Origin of the sequence: Aestuariivivens sp. NBU2969 (assembly GCF_019931125.1) — a bacterium.
GTDB classification, from domain to species: Bacteria; Bacteroidota; Bacteroidia; order Flavobacteriales; family Flavobacteriaceae; genus Aestuariivivens; species Aestuariivivens marinum.
This window is the reverse complement of record NZ_JAIOUU010000002.1, coordinates 209433-232848: the sequence shown is the minus strand read 5'-3', so window position 1 is coordinate 232848 and position 23416 is coordinate 209433. Positions and strand designations below refer to the sequence as shown.

The following is a 23416-nucleotide window of genomic DNA, read 5'->3' as shown; positions in this document are numbered from 1 at the left end:
TATTGTTCTAGGTTTTATAGGGTCCACCCCTCTCGGTATTCTCTTTTTACAAATTGATTCGCTTCATCAAAATTAGTAACTTTCATGTTCTCACCATCCCATAACAGTTTTTTTCTACCAGAATATTCAAATCCATTACCCTTAGGGGTTCTTAAGTTATAGCTTCTAATAGCTAGGTTACCCATTAAAATGCTTTCGGTTAAAGGCCCCGCATAATTAAATGAAGAGGTTAAAGCCTTATGTTTTGTTTTGTCATAGCCTTCTTTGCAAGCTTCAACCCAAGACACATGGTGTCCATATTCTGGAAGGGAATTCTTTTCCGAATCATCAAAAGTCAACAAGTCACCATTGTTTAAATACACTTTTGGTAACTTGCCATAAACATCACAGGTCATAATGCCTTTTTCTCCAATCATGATAACACCATTAGCACTGTCATTGCCACCAATAGGGTGATCTGCCGGGATTAAATCGGGATGGAAGGGACGTAATCCTCCATCGGTCCATGTTAATGTTACTTCCGATTTATTTTTAGCTGATACAGGAAACTTTAATTGTGTTCTTGAAGAGGGCGGACAGGAATCGGGTAAATATTCTGGAGACCAGTCTCTTTTAAAAATAGCACCAACACTGCTTTCAACTTCGGTTGGATAGCCTAGGCCTAAAACCCTATAAGGGGGATCCATTAAATGACAACCCATATCGCCTAATGCACCTGTACCAAAATTCCACCAACCACGCCATTTAAAAGGATGGTATAACGGATGGTAATCTACCCATTGAGCTGGACCAATCCAAGTATCCCAATCCAAACCATCCAATATAGTTGGCTTTTCAATTGGTGTTGCAATGCCTTGCGGCCACACGGGCCTGTTGGTCCAAACATGTACTTTACTTACATTACCAATAATGCCTTCGTCAAACCATTTAATCATTTGTTTGACACCTTCTCCAGAAGCTCCTTGATTACCCATCTGGGTAACAACTTTATGTTTGTTGGCAGCTTCTGTAAGCACTCTAGCTTCATGAATACTGTGAGTGAGCGGTTTTTGAACATATACATGTTTCCCAGATTTAATAGCAGATATAGCAATGACAGCATGAGTATGGTCTGGTGTAGAAACTGTTACGGCATCAATATCCTTTTGCTCATCAAATAACTTTCTAAAATCTTTGTATTTAGCTGCATTTGGAAATTTTTCCATTAATCTTTTGGATTGGTTCCAGTCCACATCACAAATAGCAACAATGTTTGATGTGCCTTTGTTCCATACGTTTAATGCATCAGAATAGCCTTTGCCACCACCACCTACTACAGCAATATTTAATTTGTCACTAGGAGGTACAAAACCCTTTCCCATTACATGTCTTGGTATTATACTAATGCCTATACCAGTTAATGCAGTATTTTTTATAAAAGATCTTCTGCTGTTGGGGTTATTTTTTTTCATCATCATTTAGAACTATTTTTAGAAGCTATCTGAAGCTCGGTATGCTTCAATGACCTTTATTTCGCCTTTTTTACCGTTAATGGAATTGCCATGCTCCATACCTAAAATACCATTGTAGCCTTTGTTATGGATAAATTTAAAAACATTTTTATAATTAATCTCACCAGTTGTGGGTTCATTGCGACCAGGGTTGTCGCCAATTTGAAAATAGGCAATTTCATCCCAGCAAGCATCAATATTCGGGATTAAATCTCCTTCCTGAATTTGTTGGTGGTAAATATCGAATAATATTTTACAAGCAGGAGAATCTACAGCTTTACAAATTTGGTATGCTTGTGGTGATCCGCTTAAGAATAATCCTGGGTGGTTTCTATAATTTAGAGGTTCCAATACCATAGTCAGGTTATGAGGTTCTAAAATAGTTGAAGCTCGTTTTAAGGACTCAACAACATGGGCAGTTTGGTAATCTTTATTTTGACTTAGATCCACATGTCCGGGAACAACCGTCATCCATTTCGCATTTACGCGTTTGGCAACTTCAATTGAAGATTTAATTTGGTTTAGAAATTCCTCGCGTTTGGCTTGGTTGCCACTAGCTAGACTGGGCTCTTTCCAATAGATTTTATGAGCTACAAAAACACCCATGGTAATTTTTCTGCTCTCCATGGTTTTGGCCATTTTCTCCTGAACATCTATAGGACGATTTTTCATGCCATTGTCTTCAAAAGCTGTAAATCCCTGGTCTGCTATAAAATGTAATTGATCTATAGGGTCGTTGCCTGCGTGGCTTTTAAACATGCCTAGATGTGGGGCGTAATTCAGCTTGAACTTATGTTTTGAGACTATTTTTTTTGAATTTTGTAAAGCATGTAAGCCCGTAACACCAATACTCAATGCAGATGCTGTAGCTGTTGATTTTTTTATGAAATCTCTTCTTTTCACGTTTGGTAAATTTTAAAAAAATGAGGTTTGTCCAGGGACAGGTATAGGATATTCGCCATGTTCGTTTGGAACTACCGGTGGAAGCGAGTTGAAATCTAAGAGATCTTCATTGGGTACTAGCTCTAAATTAGAATCCATTGCAGCATCCCAAGTAATCTCTTTACCAGAATATGTAGCCATACGCCCCATAATTGCGGTCATTGTACTTTCAACTCCAATATCCGTATCATTAATCACTTCTTCTCTGCTTCTTATGGCAGCAAAAAGGCGGTCGTGCTCTACCTGGTATGGATTTCTGTCATTTTCACCATTATGTTTGTATATGTTGTTTCCCGAATAAGATTTCAAAATGGCTGTATTGCCACCTCCTGTATAAGAGGTGCCTTGTGTGCCCTGGAAGGTCTCGGCTACCTGACTAAAACATCCTGGTTGATGCCTGCATTGGCTGGAAATAATAGTGCCACTAGGATAGGTGAATTCTACGAAATGATGATCGAATATTTGTCCGTGATCCTTTCCTTTCCTTACCTCCCTACCACCCATACCTTGAGCTTTAATGGGATGTTCACCAATAAACCAATTGGCAACATCTATATTGTGAATATGTTGCTCTAAAATATGATCTCCACAAAGCCAGTTAAAGTAGTACCAATTTCGCATTTGGTATTCCATTTCGGTCATGGATGCTGTTCTTGGTCGTACCCATACACCGGCACCATTCCAGTAAATTTGTCCGGAAATAACTTTTCCTAATTCGCCATTTTTTATGCGTTTGTTTACCTCTAAATATTCAGTTTGGTAGCGTTTTTGTAAACCCACCACAACGTTTAGTTTTTTTTGCTTAGCTAGCTTAGCAGCTTCGAGTACTTTTTTAATACCTGCTATATCGGTAGCAACAGGTTTTTCCATAAACACATGTTTGCCCTGTTCTATGGCATATTCAAAATGTTGAGGCCTAAATCCGGGAGGCGTAGTTAAAATAACTACATCGGCTTCGTCTATGGCTTTTTTGTATGATCCAAACCCTGCAAACTTCATGCTTGGCTTTACTTCAATACGACTAGTGCCAAATAATGAGGATAGGTTGGTAAAAGCCTTTTCAATTTGATCTTCGAAAGCATCGGCCATAGCTATCAATTTTACATTGTCGTCTGCTTTTAGAGCTTGGACTACAGCTCCTGTACCTCGACCTCCACAACCCACAAGGGCCAATTTTAACGCTTTTTCCTTTTTAAAAGATGAGGTGGGAGAGCCAAATAATGAAGTGCTTAATAAAATGCCTCCTGTTGCCAAAGAGGATTCTTTTACAAAATGCCGTCTAGATATTTTTTTTTGTTCCATGTTAGTGGTTTTTAATTGGTGAAGGCTAAAAATCTGTAAATGCTTTAAGCCAATATGCTTTTATGTCTTCTTTTGAAGGGAGAACTCTGGGCCTAACTACCCTAAAACCAATAAAAGGGGCATCGGTATGCCACCAATTACTTTTTGGTATTTGAGGATCTCTGCGTTTCCATTTTGGATTTGAAGTTTGTCTTGAAGAACAGCATAGTTTGTCCGCAGTGTCTTTCCAAGATCCACCACGTAATACACGCGGATATAGTTTGGTAGGCTTGTTCCAAGGGTTTGATTTAGGTGAATTCTTATAATAATCTGTATCGTATTGATCTAAAACCCATTCTGATACATTACCCAATAAATCATGGATACCTAAATCGTTGGCTTCCTTAGTACCTGTTTTTTTATATTTTTCGCTACTGTTCTCAGCATACCAACTAATATCATTTAGGGAGTCTTTTTTGGTATTACCTTTTTTGCAAACGTATTCCCATTCAGCTTCTGTTGGTAATCGATAAAATACCCCCGTTTTTGAAGAGAGCCATTTGCAATACATTAAAGCTGCGTATTGGGTCATGTTTACAGCAGGAGAACGGCCTTTTCCCATATTAAAGCTCATATCAACATAAGGAGGGGTTGCCCCGGTAACGGCATCGATTCCTAAATCTTTTAATTTGTCTTTACTTTTAAATTGTTCTGGACCAAATTCACCAAAAACAAAGGCATCGTATTGGTCCCAGGTAATTTCGTATTTGCCAATCCAAAAATCATTTACGGTGACTTCATGGACTGGTTTTTCATCTTCTTTACCATTGTTATTGCCCATTTGAAAGTTGCCTCCTTTTACAGCAACTAGGTCTATAGTAATGTTCTCTCCATTTACTGTTTGAGAATAATCTTCGAAGTTTTGTGATTGGACAAAGTTAACCTGACAAAAAATATAAAACAGAAAAATTAATTTAATACAACACGAGTTCATTATGGCTTATAATTCTAAAATCTCAATATTTTTAAATTCAACAGGATGACTCTCACTTTGTAATGAAATAAATCCTTTTTTAAGAGGTGTACCCATTTTGCTTTCCCACAAATCGTTATTGTAATCTACAGGCCCTCCAATTTGAGGTTTATAATAAGTGAGTACATTATCGCCATTTATAAAATGCTTAATAATGGAATCGTTTCTTACTTCAATCTCAACATTCACCCATTGGTTTCCATTATACGTTTTTGATGACGAATTGATACAGTGGGGGGTATACAGTTCGTTGTTTATAACAACATGGGTGCCTGGTGTACATAAATTACCTGTGGGACGTTCCCCATTGCCTAGACCTCCAAGAAGCTGAACTTCAATTGAAACTGGGAAATTCTGGTTTAAGCCTATGTTTTTTGGATCTTCGCAGTGTACCATAATACCACTATTTCTGGTTGCCCAACCTGCGCCTCCTTTTAATTGTTCTCCGGTAAAACGGTATTGCATTCTAAATTTATAGTTGCTAAAAGGTGTTTTGTAGTAAATGTGTCCAAAAGCATTGTTGAAAGAGTCATATTCTTTATAGTTAACTTTAATAGCACTGTCTTCAACAATAAAAGTATTTTTGTAATTTTCGCCAAGTGGATGTCCCTTAATTTTTATAACCCAATCGCTTAGGTCCTTCCCATTAAACAGAGGTTTCCATCTTTTTTTGTTTTGACAATTAGTTAAAGTTATCAAGCAGATAAGAAGAATAAGGTAATTTTTCATTCGTTTAAATATTAATAATTGAGCGTATTAAATTAATTACAAAATTTAAAATACCTAGTAGAAACAGGGATAATCTCTACTTGCATACGTTCAATAATGGTTCTTTTTAGGCGGGCGGTCACATTAACAAATTTTAAATATTGCCTTTTGTAAAGTAAATATTAAAATTTATTAATACTAGTTATATTTATACTATATGTTTCATGGTTATTTATATACTGACCAGGATTTGCCACCGGTTAATTCATTTAAATCTCCACAGTAATAGGCACCGGGTATAGGATCGTACGCCAATACATTTTCACCAATATATTCGGATGTTTTATAGGCATTTATAGTCATCCATTTGATGTCATTTAATAATTCGGATTTTGTTAGTGCCAAGCTTTCAGGATTGGCTTTCCGTTCTTCATCAATATCACTTTTAATCATTAGGTGATTATCTAAAAGGATTTTGTAGTTTTCGGGTGTTACTTTTTCTATGGTGTGAGATGCATTAGGTTTTAATAAAGCTATTATGTTCCCAAAAGCAGATTTATACCGTGCCTGCATATCTTCGTCAAAAACCTCGTTTGCATATTTGTCTATAAATTGGGGGATGTTAAGTTCTGAAGCAGAAGGCAGTTCTTGGGTTTTGGGTAAAATCACATCGACTAAATTTGATAAAACAATACCTTCTTCTTTACTAAAAAAATCTGGAATCCAAGTTTTGGTTTCAGCGGTACAACTTTGCAATAAACTAATTACAGGAGGTGTTACCGTAAAAAAGGCAGTAGTTAAACCTATGTTTTTTAATGCGTCTCTCCGTTTCATAAGATGATGTTTGTTAAATATTAGATTTTTTAAGTTCTTCCACGGCATAATTTGCTGCCCTAGCGGTAAAGGCCATATAGGTTAAGGAAGGGTTTTGGCATCCTGATGAAGTCATAAAAGCACCATCGGTAACAAATACATTTTTACAGGCATGAATTTGATTGTGTTTATTTAATACAGATGTTTTTGGATTATGTCCCATTCGTGCTGTACCCATTTCATGAATGCCAAGCCCCATGGCTCTGCTATCAGTAAGATCGTAGCCTTGTACATTTTCAAAACCAGCTGCTTTTAATATTTCAATGGCTTGGAGTTTCATGTCTTCCCGCATTGCCAATTCGTTTTCTCCAAAATCGGCATCAAAAGTAACCGTTGGTAAACCCCATTCGTCTTTCTTTTCATAATCAAGGTACATTCTGTTGCTGTGGTTTGGAAGAGTTTCCCCAAATCCGGTTAAACCAACAGACCATTCACCAGGCTTTAATAATTCTTCTTTTAATTGGGAGCCATACTTAAGTTCAGAGACCAATTCGCTAAAACGCTCTCTAGAGGCACCGCCTTGGTAACCATAACCGCGCAAAAAATTGGGGGAATCGGTCTTGCCACCTAAGTTTCTGAAGCGGGGTATATAAATACCACTAGGGCGCCTGCCTTTATAATATTTGTCGTTAAAACCCTTTACAGTGGCCCTTGCACCAATTTTAAAATGATGGTCCATGATATTATGTCCTAATTCACCACTGTCGTTACCTAAACCGTTAGGGAAGCGTTTGGATTTTGATTGTAAGAGGATAGCTGCCGATGCGATTGCCGAAGCGCATAAGAAAACCATTTTAGCTTTAAAGATATGTGTTTCTTTAGTTTCGGCATCAATCACTTTAACACCGGTAGCTTTTTGAAGTTGTTCATCGTAAATAACTTCGCTAACTATTGAGTGGGGTCTCAATGTCATATTTCCAGTGGCCTCTGCCATAGGGAGTGTTGACGAATTACTGCTAAAATAGGCACCATAGGGGCAGCCTCTCATGCATCTGTTTCGGTATTGGCAGGTGCTTCTTCCAAATCCAGGTTTGGTACCTTCTGTTATATGTGCATTCCTACCTATGGTAAGTATGCGGTCGTCAAAATGTTCGGCAATCTTGGTTTTTAAATGTTCTTCCACGCAGTTTAAAGCCATGGGTTTGAGAAATTCGCCATCAGGCAATTGGGGTAAGCCCAATTTTTCTCCACTTACACCAATGTGGTTTTCAACATAACTATACCATGGGGCAATGTCTTTATATCGAATTGGCCAATCTACACCGTGACCATCTTTTTTATTAGCTTCAAAGTCAATGTCACTCAATCTGTAACTTTGCCTACCCCACATGATGGAACGACCACCTACATGATAACCCCTAATCCAATCAAAGCGTCGGTCTTCATTATAGGGGTGTTTTAGGTCGTCAACAAAATAATGCTGTTGGGCGGTATACATAATGTAGATGCCAGACCTGTTTTGTTTGTGCTTACGTATTAATTGTTCCCTTGTAGGGGCACCTCCATTGGGTAAATCCCAAGGATCTAAATAGGCAGTATGATAATCTTCAATGTGTTTAATCATTTTGCCACGTTCAAGTACAAGGGTTTTTAGCCCTTTTTCACAAAGTTCTTTAGCTGCCCAGCCGCCAGAAATTCCAGTTCCCACAACAATGGCATCAAAAATATCTTCGGTTGGATTTGTACTGGATGTATGCATGTAGATTGTTCTATTTGGTTTGGATAAATAAATTTAATTGAAAATAATGAATGTTTAAATTCAGGAAAAATAATTATTTTGCAGACATTTAATGTTCATTATCTTTCAGTGAAAATAAATATACAACAAATAACGCCTTTTGAAGCAGAAGGAGTGGTTTATCATGCCGATACGTGCTTGCCCTTAGTGGATGCCGTTAAAAGAAGGAAGTTAAAATTTAAAGCTTTGGCGCGTTATACCTATCCTGGCGATAGGTTAACGGATGATACATCGGGTTTGAATAGTATAGGTTATTGGGATGCCAATGAACCACAGGATTGGGGGTTGGATTGGCACAGGAATGAAGGTATTGAAATCCATTTTTTAGAGTCGGGTACAATGCCGTATTCCCAAGAGGGTCAGGACATGGTGTTGTCTCCTAATAGCCTGACCATAACTAGACCATGGGAGGTTCATAAAGTAGGTAACCCTCAAATTGGAATGGGTAAGTTTTATTGGGTGATATTGGATTTAGGAGTGCGCAGACCACATCAAAAATGGGTGTGGCCAGATTGGATTATGTTGGCGCCTAATGATCTGGAGCGGTTGACTGCCATTTTGAGGCAAAACGAGAAAATACATTGGAGAGCAGATAATAGGATTCGCGATTGTTTTCAACGGATAAGTCAGGTTGTAAATACTGATTTTGAAGGGAGTAATGCATCAAGAATAAGATTGCTCATTAATTATTTATTAATTTCAATTTTGGATTTGTTGGATTCAGAAGACGTAAAACTTAATGAAGGTCTTATTGACAGTTCAAGAAGTGTACAATTATTTTTGAATGAATTGGATAAAAACCTTTCTGATGATTGGACAATTGGTAAAATGGCAAAATCGGCAGGTGTAGGTTTAACACGATTTACGCATCACTGTAAGCGTTTAACCAACTTAACTCCAATGCGTTATTTGATGATTAAACGCGTAGGGTTGTCAAAGAAGCTTTTATTGGAAATGCCAGATTTAAGCATTGCCGAAATTGCCTTTAGCTGTGGTTTTTCAACCAGTCAGTATTTTTCAACTGTTTTCAAAAAGCACGAAAAATGTACACCTATAGAGTATCGTGATAAGTTCTTGCTTAAGGAAATGCCGATTAAAGAAATGGTTTCTTTTTAAATTTCTTACTAAAAACTTGTATAAATCCTTTCACTGAATAAAAATAAACAAGAAATGTAAATTGATTTTATAATTTCACAATAATTAATTTCGAATTAGACAACTTAACATAACAGATAACTAAAGATATATTGTTTGGTTTCGATGGTTGTTTCTTTTGTATAATATTATATGTATGAAACTTAAAAAATCAATTTTTAAAATGTCTACAACTGTTATTTTGCTTCTAGCGGTTGTTTCATGTGCTGATGGCAAGAAAAAAGAGGAAGCTGTCAACAATTCATTAAAACAAATGGATTCCAAATCTTTTTTTAAAATTTCTTTAGCGCAATGGTCTTTGCATAAAAAAATTAGGAGTGGGGAAATCAGTCCTTTCGATTTTGCTAAGGAAGCTCATGATTTGGGCTTTGAGGCTATTGAATATGTAAGCGTATTATACAAGAGTGACGTTGAGGAAATTGGGATTAACGAGGTCGTTAATAAGATGAAGGGCGAAAGTGAAAAGTATGGAGTAAAAAATCTTTTGATAATGGTTGACGGTGAAGGTAATTTGGCCACTAGTAACCCAGAAGAACAAAATATTGCTATTGAAAACCATAAAAAATGGGTCGATGCAGCAGAAAAGCTAGGGTGTCATTCAATCAGAGTTAATGCTCATGGGGACGGTAGTTACGATGAGGTTATGGCTCAAGCTGTTGTAGGTTTGGGAAAATTATCTGAATATGCAAAAACTAAAAACATCAATGTTATTGTTGAAAATCATGGAGGATATACTTCTAATGGTCAGTGGTTGGCTTCGGTTATGAAGCAGGTAAATATGCCCAACTGCGGAACGCTTCCCGATTTTGGTAACTTTTGTGTCAAGGGGAGTGTCCATAATTGTATAGAAGCCTATGATAAATATAAAGGCGTAGAAGAGTTAATGCCTTTTGCTAAAGCCGTGAGTGCTAAGTCGTATGATTTTGATGAAGCAGGGAATGAAACCAATATAGACTATGGCCGTATGCTCAAAATTGTTAAGGAGGCCGGTTATAAGGGTTATATTGGCGTGGAGTATGAAGGGAGTAATTTAAGCGAAAAAGAAGGGATTCTAGCAACTAAGAAGTTACTTGAGAAATTACAAAGCATTTAATAGTAAATAACTAAACAACCAAAATATGGATAATATAAACAAGAACAGACTTTTTATTGCTAGCTGTATTGCATTAATAGTTACGGCAATGACGTTTGCCATTCGAGCACGACTTGAAACGGTATTTGGGCCCGAAGGCATTGGTTTAACACTAGAGCAGATTGGTTATGCTTTTACGCCTGCATTTTGGGGGTTTACCTTGGCTATGATTGTTGGAGGACCTTTGGTTGACTCTTTAGGGATTAAAAAAATTACTTGGATTGCATTTGTAACCCATGCCATTGGAATTGTATTAACGTTACTGGCTACCTCAATGACATCACTGTTTGTTGCCACGCTTTTTGTAGGTATTGGAAATGGTATGGTAGAAGCGGCTTTAAATCCTATGATAGCTTCTATATATCCAGACAACAAAACCAAAATGTTAAACAGATTTCATGTATGGTTTCCTGGAGGCATAGTAATTGGAGCGTTAGTGGGGTATTTAATTATGGATATTATCGGCCTCAATTGGCAAGTGATGGTAGCAACGCTCTTTATTCCTCTAATTATTTATGGTTATTTGTTTTTTGGGCAAAAATTCCCGGTTACAGAACGTGTACAAATGGGTGTAAGTTATGGTGATATGTTTAAAAGTGTTTTAAGGCCCTTGTTTATTTTTATGGTGCTTTGCATGTTTTTAACAGCGGCTTCAGAATTGGCAAACACTCAAAGAATAGAATCCTTGTTAAGTAAGTCTATAGCAAAACCTTTATTGGTTTTGGCGTTTATTAATGGTATTATGGCTCTTGGTCGTGCTTTTTCAGGTCAAGTTATTCACAGGTTAAAACCAGCAGGAATGTTGCTCTTTTCAGCTATTTTTACTTTTGTTGGGTTATGGTTGCTAAGTTCGGCTACAGGAACCATGGTTATTGTGGCTGCGGCTATTTTTGCCATAGGCGTAACCTTCTTTTGGCCAACTATGTTGGGTTTTGTAGCTGAATATTTACCAGAAACAGGAGCTTTAGGCTTGTCGATTATGGGAGGTGCAGGTATGTTTTCTGTATCTGTAGTATTGCCAATAATGGGTAATATGTTAGATAATGCCAGCCCTGGCGAAGTATTGCGTATTATGTCTATACTTCCAGCTATATTAATTGTGGTATTTATAGGATTGAATGTTTATATGAAAAAGCGTAAAAACAGCTGATGCAGAAAATTAAAATGCTGGTCTAATGATTAGAAAATTAAGAATGGGAATGATTGGTGGAGGAACTGGTTCGTTTATTGGAGATGTACACAGAAAAGCAGCTTCTATTGACGGTATGATAGAGTTAGTTTGTGGAGCTTTTAGCAGTAATGCTGAAAAATCTGTAGCATCTGGAAAAGCACTTTTTCTTCCTGAAGAAAGATGTTATGGCGATTTTGAAGAGATGATTCTCATAGAGAAACAGCTTCCTGAAAATGAAAGAATGGATTTTGTTGCTATTGTAACGCCTAACCATATGCATTTTCCACCTGCAAAAATGGCTTTGGAACATGGGTTTCATGTGGTATGCGATAAGCCAATGACTTTAACCTTGGATGAAGCATGTGAGTTAGAAAAGGTTGTAGAAAGAACGGGTAAATTATTTGCCTTGACCCATAATTACACTGGACACCCTATGGTAAAACAAGCTAAGGCTTTGATAGCTAACAATGATTTGGGGGCCATTAGAAAAATACAAGTTCAATATTTACAAGGGTGGCTCTCCACAGCTCTTGAAAAAAGCGACCATAAGCAAGCATCGTGGCGTGTTGATCCAAAAAAATCTGGTATAGGAGGGGCCCTTGGTGATATAGGAACGCATGCTGAAAATTTAGTGGAATATATTACAGGGTTAAAGATATATGAATTGGCGGCAGATTTGGGGCGTTTTGGAGAGGACAGGATATTGGATGATGATGGTAATGTGTTAATACGCATGAATAATGGAGCAAAGGGGACCATGTCCTTTTCACAAGTGGCTTTGGGAGAGGAAAATAATTTAGCTATTAGGGTTTATGGTGAAAAAGGGAGTTTGGAATGGTATCAGGAAAATCCTAATGAGCTAATAACGCGTTGGTTAGGAAGTTCTAAAAAAACATTTACACCTCAAAGCAGTGATTTATATCCTGAAGCTCTTAATGCTTCAAGAATTCCGGCAGGACACCCTGAAGGGTATTTAGAGGCGTTTGCTACCATTTATAAAAATTTTGCAACACATTTACTGGCCGTTTTAAACGATGAATATATAGAAGTTCCTGATTACCCAACGGTAAAGGATGGTGTTCGTGGGATGCAATTTATTTACGCCTCTGTAGAAAGTGATAAGAATAATGCCAGTTGGACGAAATTAAATTAATATATATTTAGAAAATAGATGAAGACAATAAAAGGTCCTGCGGTTTTTTTAGCCCAATTTGTGAGTAGTGAACCACCATTCAATAGTTTAGATGGTATTTGTCAATGGGCTGCAGATTTGGGGTATAAAGGCATTCAAATTCCTACCTGGGAAACTCATTTAATCGATATAGAAAAGGCTGTGGAAAGTCAGGTCTATTGTGATGAATTAAAAGGAAAAGTGAATTCATATGGATTGGAGATAACTGAATTGTCCACACATTTACAGGGACAGTTGGTTGCAGTTAATCCAGCTTATGATACCATGTTTGACGGTTTTGCTCCGGAAGCAGTAAGAAAAAATCCAAAATCCAGAACAGATTGGGCCATAGATTTTGTAAAAAAATCGGGAACGGCTAGTAGAAGGTTGGGCTTAAATGCTCATGCTACATTTTCTGGAGCTTTGTTATGGCATACTATTTATCCTTGGCCACAACGTCCCAACGGTTTGGTAAATATTGGATTTGATGAGTTGGCAAAACGTTGGTTACCTATATTAAATCATTTTGATGAACTAGGTGTAGATTTGTGCTATGAGCTTCATCCTGGTGAAGATTTGCACGATGGTACAACGTTCGAAAGGTTTTTGGAAGCTACTGGAAACCATAGTCGAGTCAATATACTTTACGACCCCAGTCATTTTGTGTTACAGCAATTGGATTATCTTACATTCATTGATTATTACCATGAGCGTATTAAGGCATTCCACGTAAAGGATGCAGAGTTTAACCCAACTGGCAGACAAGGTGTTTATGGAGGTTATTCAGATTGGAAAGATCGTGCGGGGCGTTTCCGTTCTTTAGGTGATGGTCAAACTGATTTCAAAGGTATTTTTTCAAAATTAACACAATACGGATGTAATGTTTGGGCTGTTATGGAATGGGAGTGTTGTATAAAGTCATCCCGCCAAGGGGCACGAGAAGGAGCACCTTTTATTCAAAAGCATATTATTAAGGCGGCAGAGCGTAGTTTTGATGATTTTGCAGGAGGTGATATTGATAAAGAGGATCTTAAAAACATATTGGGTATTTAAACCCACCTAATAATATTTTAGATATATGAATAGAATATTGATTCTAATATTTGGTTTTTTGTCGTTGATTTCCTGTAAAAAAACGATAAACACTAATAGTTATGAAACTGTTAATGAAGAAGGGCTAGAAAAAAGATTGGAAAATAATACTTCGGAATGGATAATACTTTTCGATGGGACATCCTACGATAATTGGAGAGGCTATTTAAAGGAAGGTATGCCTAAAGAATGGGCTATTGAAGAAGGGTCTATGGCTTTTAAACCTAGTGAAGAGGGAGGTAAAAGTATTATAACAAAACAAAAGTTTACCAATTTTGTTTTGTCGTTGGAATGGAAAATCTCGGAAGGAGGCAACAGTGGTATTTTTTGGGGTATTTTTGAAGAAGAAACACTGAAACAACCCTATGAAACCGGACCGGAAATACAGGTCTTGGATAATGATCGCCATCCAGACGCTAAAGCCAATCCTAAATTTCATCAAGCTGGAGCTTTGTACGATTTAGTTCAACCCATGCATGATGTGTGTAAGCCAGCTGGTGAATGGAATTTATGTATTTTAGAAGTCAATTATAAAACAAACAAAGGTTCTGTAAGGTTAAATGGAACCCAAATTGTAACTTTTCCCCTATATGGAGACCAATGGGATGCTATGGTTGAAAGCTCCAAGTTTAAAGGGTGGGAAGGTTTTGGTGAATACCATACGGGACACATAGGTTTACAAGATCATGGTGATAAGGTATGGTACAGAAAAATTAAGATAAAACCACTTTAAAAAATCACTTCCTTTTTCAATCAATAATAGTTATTATTAAACCGCCTTTGCTTTGTAATTGTCTAATGGATAAATAAATAACAGAGCACTAATAATTACTATGTTCTTAATAATATACTGTCCCACAAGTGTTAGAACTAATGGGGCTTCTGCAAATGAGACTTCTGGGAAAAACAAGACAGGAATAAACGTTAATATTAAATGTAAAATGGCTACCGTTATGGTTTTTTTAATTTGAAAATTACAAATTAAAAATATACCAATTGTAACCTCTATAAAGGCTAGCATTAAAATGCTAATAGTCTCAGGAATTAGTCCAATAGTTAAAAACGTAATTGTTTGTTTGGCTAAGGCATCTGCCGGACTTAATTCTGGAAAAAATTTTAGTAAACCAAACCATACATAAATGACTCCTATGCTAATGCTTAATAAGCGATGTTTGTTTATTCTTGAAATGAAATGTCCCATGTTACTCATGCTTTTTGTGTTTGCCCCTCAATATTAACATAAAATATTGAGGGGCGAACTTGTTAACTAAAACCACACTATTTAACTAAATTATTATTACTAGTCTCCTCCAATAAGCTCTAGATATTTTTTGTAATTGTATTGTGCTATATTGCGACCTAAATTAAGTCCTTCAATATTGTCAGCCTGAATATGGTAACCGCCCATAACTCTTGATATCCCAGCCATTTCGCCAGTTTTGGTAAATGTTGGAAACTTAAGAACTACCGGATCCCCTAAATTATTGGGTTCGGTAAGTGCACCAGGAATTAGTTCTACTTCCTCTCCAAAGGTATCATCTCCAGTAAATAGTTTTAGCGCTTCAGCACATCCACCACTTATGGTACTGTGTCCAGATACATAACTTGGGAACGGGGGGCATAAAAAGGTGTCAGGGGAGTAGGGTCGCCATTCTTGCCCCTTCATTTTCATCATGCCCTTATCGGGGCCTCCCCAAGCTTCAATAACTTGATTTTGATAATAGTCATGAACCAAGGCATATGGTCTGGCAAAATCGTAATGCATTTTAGAGTCCCAACAGGCTATAAAACCATCCATAGCTACAGATTCTACAAAAAAATACATTTTTACATCTTCATCAAGGGTATGCATGTCCCTTCTCGATACATCTTGGGCAAATTTTAACCAGTGACCCGCTTGTTGAACCGATTTAGGACCATCACGCATAAACTCAACCAAAGCTTTATTCTCTGGAGTTAAATTAGCCTGAAGATCTATAACTTCTTTGACCTCCTTTTTTAATTGTTCAGAACCAATCATAGGCGGTGGTCCTGGACGAAATTGATCAGCTGTCTCTAGTAAAAGGGGTTTTACTTTTTGCCAATAGGGCGTTAAACAACCTGGTGCAAATTTACCACCTTTACCGTCTGAAAAGTATTTAGGCTGCCATCTGTTGAGGTCTACCATATTCTCTACATCATTAACTGGAGAATATCCAGTGTAATCAAAATATGGCTGTCCATCCGAGCCTTCCACATCACCGTATTGGTTGGAGCCATCATGCCTGCGTGCATAGATAACCATTTTAGCTGCAAGGTTGCCAATGCCTTCTGGAGTACTAGGGTCTAATGAGGTGTTATTAGGATCTAAACCTAATTTTATCATTTTATTCTTGAACATGGTACTATCTGTATAGTAGTATTCACATAAAGCACGGTAGGCAGCATAGCTTACCGCTATTTCTTTATTTTTTATGGTTCTTTTGTCTTTAGATTGTCTTGCAACGTCTTTAAGATAAACTGGATTTGCCTTGTCGTCATAACGTGTCCAAGCATCAAACATAGAAGTGAAAATTAATCCTAGAAATCTTGAAGTTATTGTTGGTCTAGGTTTAAACCTATCGGTATCTTCTGCGGTACCTTCAAGCGCTATAAAAGCCCATTGGTAAGCGACATTATCTTCTCCTTTAGCTTGTTCTTCTATTTGGGTTGAAGTAATATCTTTTTTTTCAGTTTTACAATTAGTAAAAAAAACTAGGGCAGCCATTAATAGTATCGCCTGTGGTAATTTTAATTTCATAAATTTTGGTTTTAGTTATACCAATATTAATGTTTTACCTAACATATTTCTTTATTATTGTACAGATTCATTACCTTGCTTGATGAAATGTGTTTTTTATTTGATGAACTTATGAAATGTGCATAAGCAAATCCCATAATTGCATGATAGCCCATATGATTAAAATTTTATCATAATTTCTTAAGAAGTTGTATCGAGGCTCAGGGGTAGTTTCATATTTTTGATAAACTCTAAAATTTTAAACAGATGAAATGTCTTATTGTAGATGACGACCCATTAATATGTGATTTGCTTGAACATTTCTGTAGTAAGATAGATGGTATTACCAGTGTAGTAACAACAATTTCAGGCTTTGAGTCGATTAATCTTATTAATAGTTCGCCTTTTGATATTATCTTATTGGATTATAACCTTCCCGATATTACGGGTGAGGATATTTTGAAAATAGCGTCTCCAAATACGGCTGTGGTTATGATAACATCAAATAAAAATTTTGCTCCAAAATCTTATGACTATGACCAGATAGTGGATTTTTTAGTGAAACCCATTAATTTTACGCGTTTTTTTAAAGCGTTTCAAAAAGTACAGACATTCCATTCTAAATATCAAAATAATGAACCGAGATTGTTTATTAAAGATGGCAATAAGTTAGTGAAGATAAATTTAGAGGACGTTTGTTATTTTAAGTCCGAAGCTAATTATATTTCTGTAGTTATGACAAAGAAAAAGGTATTAACTTTAATGGCCTTAAAAGATCTTGAAGTTAAATTGCCCAATTTTTTTCAGCGTGTTCATCGCTCCTACATAGTTAATCTCAATAAAATAAGTACAATTGGGAATAATGTTCTAGAAATAGGAAAAGACCATATCCCGCTCAGTCAGAGTTATGAAAAAATATTGTACCAGAAAATCAACCTTTTAAATTAATTCTTTTTTCTACTCTAAAGCAACACAGGTAATAGGCAAAAGCATTTATAATGGCTGATAATCCTTTTAAGTTAAGGGTTTCAACTTTTTCTGGCAAAAGCGTTAAAAGAGAATTTAGTTCTAAATTATTTATATGGGCGATTAATTTATGTAAAATGGCATTCCATTCATTTTGATCTTTACGTTTTATTGTTTTTTCTATACGGGTTTTGTAAGTTTCAAATTCATCAATAAGTATATTAAGCACCTTTACTATTTTTTCTGGATTGTTGTCGTAGTTATTGTAAAGGTTTGAAAAATTAGGTGCAGAGAATTCATTTGATCCCAAAGTTTTAAAAGTATAATCCTTTAACTCATTTATGTTGAATGGCTTTTGGAAATAAATGGAGGTAATGGATTGCATAATTTTTGGTTCGGTTGCGGAAACCAATACTAGCGGACAGCTTATTGTTTTTGATTTTAACAATTGTTTCAAGGGTTTTTTTAAATCTAAATGATTTAATAATAGGTCGCTAAAAATAAGGTTGGGTTCATGTTCTTCTATATAGCTTAAAGCGTCACTTAATTTACTTACTTGTTTTAATTTGATAGAAGTCCCCAAAAAAAGATGTTTTACAAGCTCTAGGGTAGGTGTGTCATCTTCAATATGAAGTATTTTATAATTCTGTTTTAATTCGGGAAAATCTTGAGCTTTCATTGAATTAACATGATCAGCTTTAACCTCTTTAACAGGTACTGTTGGCATTGTAATGCAAAATGTTGAACCAACACCTTTTTTTGAATTTATATTTAGTTGTCCTCCAAACAATGAGGCTAATAGTTTAACTATGGATAGACCAAGACCATAGCTCCCATAACGTCCAGACAGTTCTTTTTGTTCCTGAAAGTAGCGGTTGTTTATTTTGTTAATGTTTTCTGGAAGGATACCAACTCCTGAATCAACCACTTTTATTTCTAATTGTGTTGATCTGTGCTTTATCTGTGCTAGTAATTTAACTTCACCTTCGTCAGTAAATTTAAGGGCATTTACCACTAAATTTGTTACCATTTGAGACAATCTTAATGGGTCTGTTTTAAAATTACTTTTTTCAAGCCTATCATCTATTTCTAAGGTAAAGTCTAACCCTTTTCTTATGGCTTCGTATTGATAGCTAGAGTAAATGTCCTTTAATAAACGGGCTATATTTGTAGATTCATATTCAATATGTAACGTGCCTTCTATTAGCTTTTTATGGTCTAGAACATCATACACCAAGCCGGCTAAGTTAGTTGCACTCCTGTCTAAGGCATCAATAATAGGTGATTGGGAACTTGATGCTGCATTTTTTTTGAGTAACTGTGTGAGTCCTAATATGGCATTAAGAGGTGTACGCAATTCATGGCTCATATTTTGCAAAAACTCATCCCGTTGCTGTCTCGCTTGCAATTCTTTTTCAAGCGCTGCATTTAGCTTGTTAACATTCTGATCAATTTTGGTCTTCATTTTTTTGAACGTCCTAGCTAATACCCCTATCTCGTCATTTCTATTAGTCGGCAATGGTATGTCGCTTGCTGTTCCTTCATCATAGGTACTTATAGCCTTGGTTATTTGATTAATTTTTTTAGACATTATGCTCACGAAAAACCAAGAAAGCAAAATACAGACAAAGCACACCAAAAGAAGTGCTTGTATACTGTTGTCCCTAACCTTATGGGCGCTTTGCAATAAGATATATTGTTTTACTGCAACCACTAAATAGAGGTTACGTTTACCATTAAAATAGCTTAATGGTTTTATGTAGCTAAGCATATTAGTGCTTAAGTTTGTGACTTTCCCCGTGCTTAAATTATCCTGATTAAGAGTAATGGTTGAATCTATTTTAAAATCCATAATAAAATTATGTGTTTGACCAGTTTGTGAGGCAAATAGTTTGTCTTTTTCGGGCGCATAGAAATATTCACCATCTTTGTTTATTAGGTATAGTTGAGATTCTTCTTTAGATATTTTATCCAGGGTTTGATATAGCTTGTTTAAGTCCACATTAATAATAACAATACCTGTAACTTGGTTGGAAGCATTAAAAATAGGACTTGCGGCTCTTAATGTTGGGGTATAAGGTTTGCTTATTATACCATATTCTTCATTAAGGTTAATCTTTGAAAAATAGAGATCTCCTTTTTTAATGTTGATGGCTTCTTTAAAATAATCCCGATTACCTTTTTCCTGAAGATCCTCCGATTGCATTACTATACCGTTCTTTTTGTCAAAACGAATAATTTCCTTTCCATTATTTTTTATCCCTATATAACGAATTTGAAAGTATGAAGCTTTGTTGCTAAGAGTGCTTTCGAATAACAGATTTACATCTTGAAGGGCCTTTATTGAGGATGTATTTACATAATTGTTTAATGAGGGATTTGAGGCTATGACTGCAATGTCGTTGGAAACTTCATTTAGCAATGCATAAAAAGCTTGTTCAGCCAACTCCGATTCATGAATTATGCGGGTCTTTGCGTATTCGGTAATAACTTTTGAAGATTTTTCGAAAACTAAATAACCTGACAATAAAATAGATAATATAATCAAGCCTGTGAAAAATAGTGCCAAGCGGATTACTATGGAATTTCGAAACTTCATAAAAATTAGCTAATATAAAACATTACCCAAATAATGTAATTTTTAAAAAATCAAATAGTTACCTTGAAACATTCATTATTTTTCAATAAACAGACCTTTTTTATTGAAAATTTGTAATTCTCTTTAAAAGTAAATGATTTTTATTCATGGTATTAATTAAAATTAATAGTTTTACATTATGAAAAATTTAAAAAATAAAATACGTAGGTCTATACCCAGTTTGCCGGTGCGCCGTCGCCGCTGTTGCTAATACTTCAAATTAGTAAAACCAAACGTCATTTTAATTTTTTTCACATTGTCCAAAAACCCAATCATAACATTTCAAAGCACAGTTAATCCAATAATTAACCCTAATTTCATGCGCCATAATTTTCCTCGTCGCCCGTAAGGGTGTTTAGTAGTTTATTGAACTAGGTGAGTCCAGTTCAGCAATAAAAAAGAATAATATTGAACTTAATACAGACAAGGAAATGAAGGTTGTAATAGCCGATAGATCACATATTAAATACGCTGAGATTATTAGCGAAACCATTGCAGAGTCTGCAGCGGTTAGAGGCACGGGTATAGCAAGACGTACCCCTGAATACATTGCCACGAAAATGGAAAATGGTAATGCCGTAATTGCGTTGGATGGCGATAAATTTGCAGGATTTTGTTATATAGAAAAGTGGGGTCATGGCAAGTTTGTGGCCAACTCAGGCTTAATTGTTCATCCCAATTATCGGGGAGGAGGTTTGGCTAAGCAGATAAAACATAAAATTTTCGCCCATTCTAGGGCAAAATTTCCAGAAGCCAAAGTGTTTAGTATTACTACTGGGTTAGCTGTTATGAAAATGAATAGCGATTTGGGATATAAACCAGTCCCATTTTCAGAGTTAACAGACGATGCTACTTTTTGGGATGGCTGCCAAACCTGTAAAAATTATGATGTGTTAACACGAACCAATAGAAAAATGTGTTTGTGTACGGGCATGTTGTATGATCCTAAGTCAAAAGAAAATAAGAAACACAAATTAATAAAAGAAAAGGTTTTCAATAGGCTTAAGCATATTAAGGAAACCATGTTTTTAAAACGAGATAAAAAATAAGATCATGAAGAAATTAGTTATTGCTTATAGTGGTGGATTAGATACATCGTATTGTGCGGTAAGTCTGTCGAAAGAGTTTGAAGTACATGCTGTAAGTGTTAATACAGGTGGATTTACCAAGAAAGATATAGACTATATTGAAAACAATGCCTATAAAATGGGTGTTACAACTTATAAAAATATAGACGCGGTAACCACATTTTATCAAAAAGTGGTAAAGTATTTGATTTTTGGTAATGTATTAAAAAACAATACCTATCCATTGTCTGTTAGTGCAGAGCGAATTATTCAAGCCATTGAAATAATTGAATATGCTAAAAGTATCGATGCAGAATATATCGCCCACGGTAGTACAGGTGCTGGAAATGATCAAGTGCGTTTTGACATGATTTTTCAAACATTGGCACCTACCATAGAAATTATCACTCCAATAAGGGACAAAAAATTAACAAGACAGGAAGAAATAGACTATCTAAAATCAAATGGTGTTGATATGTCATGGGAAAAAGCCAAATATTCAATTAATAAAGGATTATGGGGCACAAGTGTTGGAGGTTCTGAAACCTTAACTTCAGATAAACCATTACCTGAAGATGCTTATCCGTCACAAATAAAACATGCCGAAGAGGAAAAAGTGAAACTAACCTTTGAAAAGGGCGAATTGGTTGCTGTTAACGGTATTGAAAACGATCCTGAAGTTAATATTGAAATCTTAAACAATTTAGCTTCAGGCTATGCCATAGGACGGGATATTCATGTAGGGGATACCATTGTGGGCATAAAAGGACGTGTTGGTTTTGAGGCAGCTGCTGCTTTAATCACTATTAAAGCACACCATTTGTTGGAAAAGCATACCTTAACTAAGTGGCAGTTGCAGCATAAGGAATATATTGCAAGTTTCTATGGCATGCATTTACACGAAGGCCAGTATTTAGATCCCGTGATGCGAGATATGGAAGCCTTTTTAGAAAGCAGTCAAGATAAAGTGAGCGGTAATGTTACAGTGACCTTAAAGCCTTACCATTTTTCATTAGATGGTATTTCATCAAAACATGATTTAATGAGTGCTAAATTTGGAAGTTATGGTGAGGAAAATAAAGGTTGGACTGCTGATGAAGCTAAAGGGTTTATTAAAATTCTTGGTAACCAAAACAAAATATATCAGCATGTAAATTCAAATTAAATGATAAGCCTAAGTTATTTCGATATGACTTATTGATAAAATAGAATGATAATGAAAAACATAAAAGTAGGCATTGTAGGCGGTGCAGGGTATACGGCAGGAGAACTTATTAGACTATTAATAAATCACCCGAATACAGAGATTAATTTTGTGTACAGTACAAGTAATGCAGGAAATAAAATAACTAAAATACATCAGGATTTAGTAGGGAATTTAGATTTGGAGTTTACAAATACAACTAACCCTAACGTCGATGTGTTGTTTTTGTGTTTGGGTCATGGTAATTCGGTTAAGTTTTTATCGGAGAACACATTTTCTGAAAATACTAAGATCATTGATTTAGGAAACGATTTCCGTCTGGGAAAAGACAAGTTTTTTAATGGCAATACTTTCGTTTATGGTTTGCCCGAATTACAAAAGGAGGCCATAGAAGCAGCTAATTATGTAGCCAACCCAGGTTGTTTTGCAACGGCAATTCAATTGGGATTATTGCCTTTGGCAGCTAGTGGTTTATTGAAGAATGATGTGCATATTAATGCGGTTACCGGGGCTACTGGAGCTGGAACTTCATTATCTGCAACATCGCATTTTCCGTATCGCGACAACAATTTTTCATATTACAAACCTTTTACGCACCAGCATTTAGGTGAGATTAATCAGTCTGTGAAGCAATTGCAAAACAGTTTTTCATCAGACATTTTGTTTATGCCTAATCGCGGGAATTTCTCGAGAGGGATTTTTGCTACACTATATACCGATTTTGAAGGCACAGTTGAAGAAGCCATCAGCATATATAAATTATTTTATAAAGATGCTACATTTACTTTTGTTTCAGATGACGTATTACATTTAAAACAAGTAGTGAATACCAATAAATGCTTGATCCACTTGTATAAATACAATAATAAAATATTGATTACTAGTATCATAGATAATTTATTAAAAGGAGCTTCTGGACAAGCTATACAGAATATGAATTTAATGTTCGAATTGGGGGAGACCACAGGATTAAACCTAAAAGCTAATTATTTTTGAG

General features: G+C 35.9%; 20 protein-coding genes. 10 read left to right on the top strand and 10 right to left on the bottom strand.

The window, feature by feature from the left end; all coding sequences use genetic code 11:
- Positions 1-14 precede the first annotated feature (14 nt).
- The 7 genes from K7G79_RS02745 to K7G79_RS02715 form a co-directional block, all read right to left on the bottom strand.
- Positions 15-1457 (bottom strand): Gfo/Idh/MocA family protein, encoded by a 1443-nt coding sequence (locus K7G79_RS02745; RefSeq protein WP_370634180.1) that lies wholly within the window; start codon positions 1455-1457, stop codon positions 15-17.
- A gap of 12 nt (positions 1458-1469) precedes the next feature.
- Positions 1470-2393 carry a TIM barrel protein gene (locus K7G79_RS02740; protein WP_223548917.1) on the bottom strand — a complete coding sequence of 308 codons (924 nt, stop codon included), beginning with the start codon at positions 2391-2393 and terminating at the stop codon, positions 1470-1472.
- Between the two features lie 12 nt (positions 2394-2405).
- Positions 2406-3734 carry a Gfo/Idh/MocA family protein gene (locus K7G79_RS02735; RefSeq protein WP_223548915.1) on the bottom strand — a complete coding sequence of 443 codons (1329 nt, stop codon included), beginning with the start codon at positions 3732-3734 and terminating at the stop codon, positions 2406-2408.
- Positions 3735-3759: 25 nt separating this feature from the next.
- Positions 3760-4707, bottom strand: coding sequence for an SUMF1/EgtB/PvdO family nonheme iron enzyme (locus K7G79_RS02730; RefSeq protein ID WP_223548914.1), 948 nt, complete (start codon positions 4705-4707; stop codon positions 3760-3762).
- Positions 4708-4713: 6 nt separating this feature from the next.
- Complete coding sequence (locus K7G79_RS02725; protein WP_223548912.1) at positions 4714-5475, bottom strand: DUF1080 domain-containing protein; 762 nt, start codon at positions 5473-5475, stop codon at positions 4714-4716.
- A gap of 207 nt (positions 5476-5682) precedes the next feature.
- Positions 5683-6288, bottom strand: coding sequence for a gluconate 2-dehydrogenase subunit 3 family protein (locus tag K7G79_RS02720; protein WP_223548910.1), 606 nt, complete (start codon positions 6286-6288; stop codon positions 5683-5685).
- A gap of 13 nt (positions 6289-6301) precedes the next feature.
- Positions 6302-8026 carry a GMC oxidoreductase gene (locus tag K7G79_RS02715; RefSeq protein WP_223548909.1) on the bottom strand — a complete coding sequence of 575 codons (1725 nt, stop codon included), beginning with the start codon at positions 8024-8026 and terminating at the stop codon, positions 6302-6304.
- A 78-nt stretch (positions 8027-8104) separates the two neighbouring features.
- Here K7G79_RS02715 and K7G79_RS02710 point away from each other — a divergent pair, with 78 nt between their 5' ends.
- The 6 genes from K7G79_RS02710 (at position 8105) to K7G79_RS02685 (ending at position 14519) form a co-directional block, all read left to right on the top strand.
- Complete coding sequence (locus tag K7G79_RS02710; RefSeq protein WP_223548907.1) at positions 8105-9181, top strand: AraC family transcriptional regulator; 1077 nt, start codon at positions 8105-8107, stop codon at positions 9179-9181.
- A 175-nt stretch (positions 9182-9356) separates the two neighbouring features.
- Complete coding sequence (locus K7G79_RS02705; protein ID WP_223548906.1) at positions 9357-10313, top strand: sugar phosphate isomerase/epimerase; 957 nt, start codon at positions 9357-9359, stop codon at positions 10311-10313.
- Between the two features lie 25 nt (positions 10314-10338).
- Positions 10339-11502 (top strand): sugar MFS transporter, encoded by a 1164-nt coding sequence (locus tag K7G79_RS02700; RefSeq protein WP_223548904.1) that lies wholly within the window; start codon positions 10339-10341, stop codon positions 11500-11502.
- A gap of 25 nt (positions 11503-11527) precedes the next feature.
- Complete coding sequence (locus K7G79_RS02695; protein ID WP_255575932.1) at positions 11528-12676, top strand: Gfo/Idh/MocA family protein; 1149 nt, start codon at positions 11528-11530, stop codon at positions 12674-12676.
- An 18-nt stretch (positions 12677-12694) separates the two neighbouring features.
- Positions 12695-13747, top strand: coding sequence for a sugar phosphate isomerase/epimerase (locus K7G79_RS02690; RefSeq protein WP_223548902.1), 1053 nt, complete (start codon positions 12695-12697; stop codon positions 13745-13747).
- Positions 13748-13772: 25 nt separating this feature from the next.
- Positions 13773-14519, top strand: a complete 747-nt coding sequence (locus K7G79_RS02685) for a DUF1080 domain-containing protein (protein WP_223548900.1) — start codon at positions 13773-13775, stop codon at positions 14517-14519.
- A gap of 36 nt (positions 14520-14555) precedes the next feature.
- On the opposite strand, the gene K7G79_RS02680 is transcribed toward K7G79_RS02685, so the two are convergent.
- Positions 14556-14996 carry a doxx family protein gene (locus K7G79_RS02680; protein ID WP_223548898.1) on the bottom strand — a complete coding sequence of 147 codons (441 nt, stop codon included), beginning with the start codon at positions 14994-14996 and terminating at the stop codon, positions 14556-14558.
- A gap of 90 nt (positions 14997-15086) precedes the next feature.
- The gene (locus tag K7G79_RS02675; RefSeq protein ID WP_223548896.1) at positions 15087-16565 is read right to left on the bottom strand and encodes a vanadium-dependent haloperoxidase; all 1479 of its coding nucleotides are present in this window, start codon (positions 16563-16565) and stop codon (positions 15087-15089) included.
- Positions 16566-16811: 246 nt separating this feature from the next.
- On the opposite strand from K7G79_RS02675, the gene K7G79_RS02670 reads away from it, so the two are divergent.
- Positions 16812-17492: a LytTR family DNA-binding domain-containing protein gene (locus K7G79_RS02670; protein ID WP_223548894.1), complete on the top strand. Its 681-nt coding sequence runs from the start codon at positions 16812-16814 to the stop codon at positions 17490-17492.
- Here the strand turns inward: K7G79_RS02670 and K7G79_RS02665 are convergent.
- Positions 17476-20109, bottom strand: a complete 2634-nt coding sequence (locus tag K7G79_RS02665; protein WP_223548892.1) for a sensor histidine kinase — start codon at positions 20107-20109, stop codon at positions 17476-17478. The genes K7G79_RS02670 and K7G79_RS02665 overlap by 17 nt on opposite strands.
- Before the next feature lie 470 nt (positions 20110-20579).
- On the opposite strand from K7G79_RS02665, the gene K7G79_RS02660 reads away from it, so the two are divergent.
- Genes K7G79_RS02660 through argC form a run of 3 tightly spaced genes read left to right on the top strand, consistent with a single transcriptional unit; the run spans position 20580 to position 23415 of the window.
- Entirely contained in the window at positions 20580-21197 is a 618-nt protein-coding gene (locus tag K7G79_RS02660) for a GNAT family N-acetyltransferase (RefSeq protein ID WP_223548890.1), read from the top strand.
- Between the two features lie 4 nt (positions 21198-21201).
- Positions 21202-22380 (top strand): argininosuccinate synthase, encoded by a 1179-nt coding sequence (locus K7G79_RS02655; RefSeq protein WP_223548889.1) that lies wholly within the window; start codon positions 21202-21204, stop codon positions 22378-22380.
- 51 nt (positions 22381-22431) lie between these two features.
- Complete coding sequence (gene argC, locus K7G79_RS02650; RefSeq protein WP_223548887.1) at positions 22432-23415, top strand: N-acetyl-gamma-glutamyl-phosphate reductase; 984 nt, start codon at positions 22432-22434, stop codon at positions 23413-23415.
- Position 23416: the final 1 nt, after the last annotated feature.

Coding starts and splice junctions, on each gene's coding strand:
- K7G79_RS02705 (WP_223548906.1), top strand. CDS start 9,357: ATGAAACTTAAAAAATCAATTTTTAAAATGTCTACAACTGTTATTTTG.
- K7G79_RS02745 (WP_370634180.1), bottom strand. CDS start 1,457: ATGATGATGAAAAAAAATAACCCCAACAGCAGAAGATCTTTTATAAAA.
- K7G79_RS02715 (WP_223548909.1), bottom strand. CDS start 8,026: ATGCATACATCCAGTACAAATCCAACCGAAGATATTTTTGATGCCATT.
- K7G79_RS02690 (WP_223548902.1), top strand. CDS start 12,695: ATGAAGACAATAAAAGGTCCTGCGGTTTTTTTAGCCCAATTTGTGAGT.
- K7G79_RS02675 (WP_223548896.1), bottom strand. CDS start 16,565: ATGAAATTAAAATTACCACAGGCGATACTATTAATGGCTGCCCTAGTT.
- K7G79_RS02725 (WP_223548912.1), bottom strand. CDS start 5,475: ATGAAAAATTACCTTATTCTTCTTATCTGCTTGATAACTTTAACTAAT.
- K7G79_RS02655 (WP_223548889.1), top strand. CDS start 21,202: ATGAAGAAATTAGTTATTGCTTATAGTGGTGGATTAGATACATCGTAT.
- K7G79_RS02730 (WP_223548914.1), bottom strand. CDS start 4,707: ATGAACTCGTGTTGTATTAAATTAATTTTTCTGTTTTATATTTTTTGT.
- K7G79_RS02660 (WP_223548890.1), top strand. CDS start 20,580: ATGAAGGTTGTAATAGCCGATAGATCACATATTAAATACGCTGAGATT.
- K7G79_RS02735 (WP_223548915.1), bottom strand. CDS start 3,734: ATGGAACAAAAAAAAATATCTAGACGGCATTTTGTAAAAGAATCCTCT.
- K7G79_RS02665 (WP_223548892.1), bottom strand. CDS start 20,109: ATGAAGTTTCGAAATTCCATAGTAATCCGCTTGGCACTATTTTTCACA.
- K7G79_RS02700 (WP_223548904.1), top strand. CDS start 10,339: ATGGATAATATAAACAAGAACAGACTTTTTATTGCTAGCTGTATTGCA.
- K7G79_RS02685 (WP_223548900.1), top strand. CDS start 13,773: ATGAATAGAATATTGATTCTAATATTTGGTTTTTTGTCGTTGATTTCC.
- K7G79_RS02695 (WP_255575932.1), top strand. CDS start 11,528: ATGATTAGAAAATTAAGAATGGGAATGATTGGTGGAGGAACTGGTTCG.
- argC (WP_223548887.1), top strand. CDS start 22,432: ATGAAAAACATAAAAGTAGGCATTGTAGGCGGTGCAGGGTATACGGCA.
- K7G79_RS02720 (WP_223548910.1), bottom strand. CDS start 6,288: ATGAAACGGAGAGACGCATTAAAAAACATAGGTTTAACTACTGCCTTT.
- K7G79_RS02680 (WP_223548898.1), bottom strand. CDS start 14,996: ATGAGTAACATGGGACATTTCATTTCAAGAATAAACAAACATCGCTTA.
- K7G79_RS02670 (WP_223548894.1), top strand. CDS start 16,812: ATGAAATGTCTTATTGTAGATGACGACCCATTAATATGTGATTTGCTT.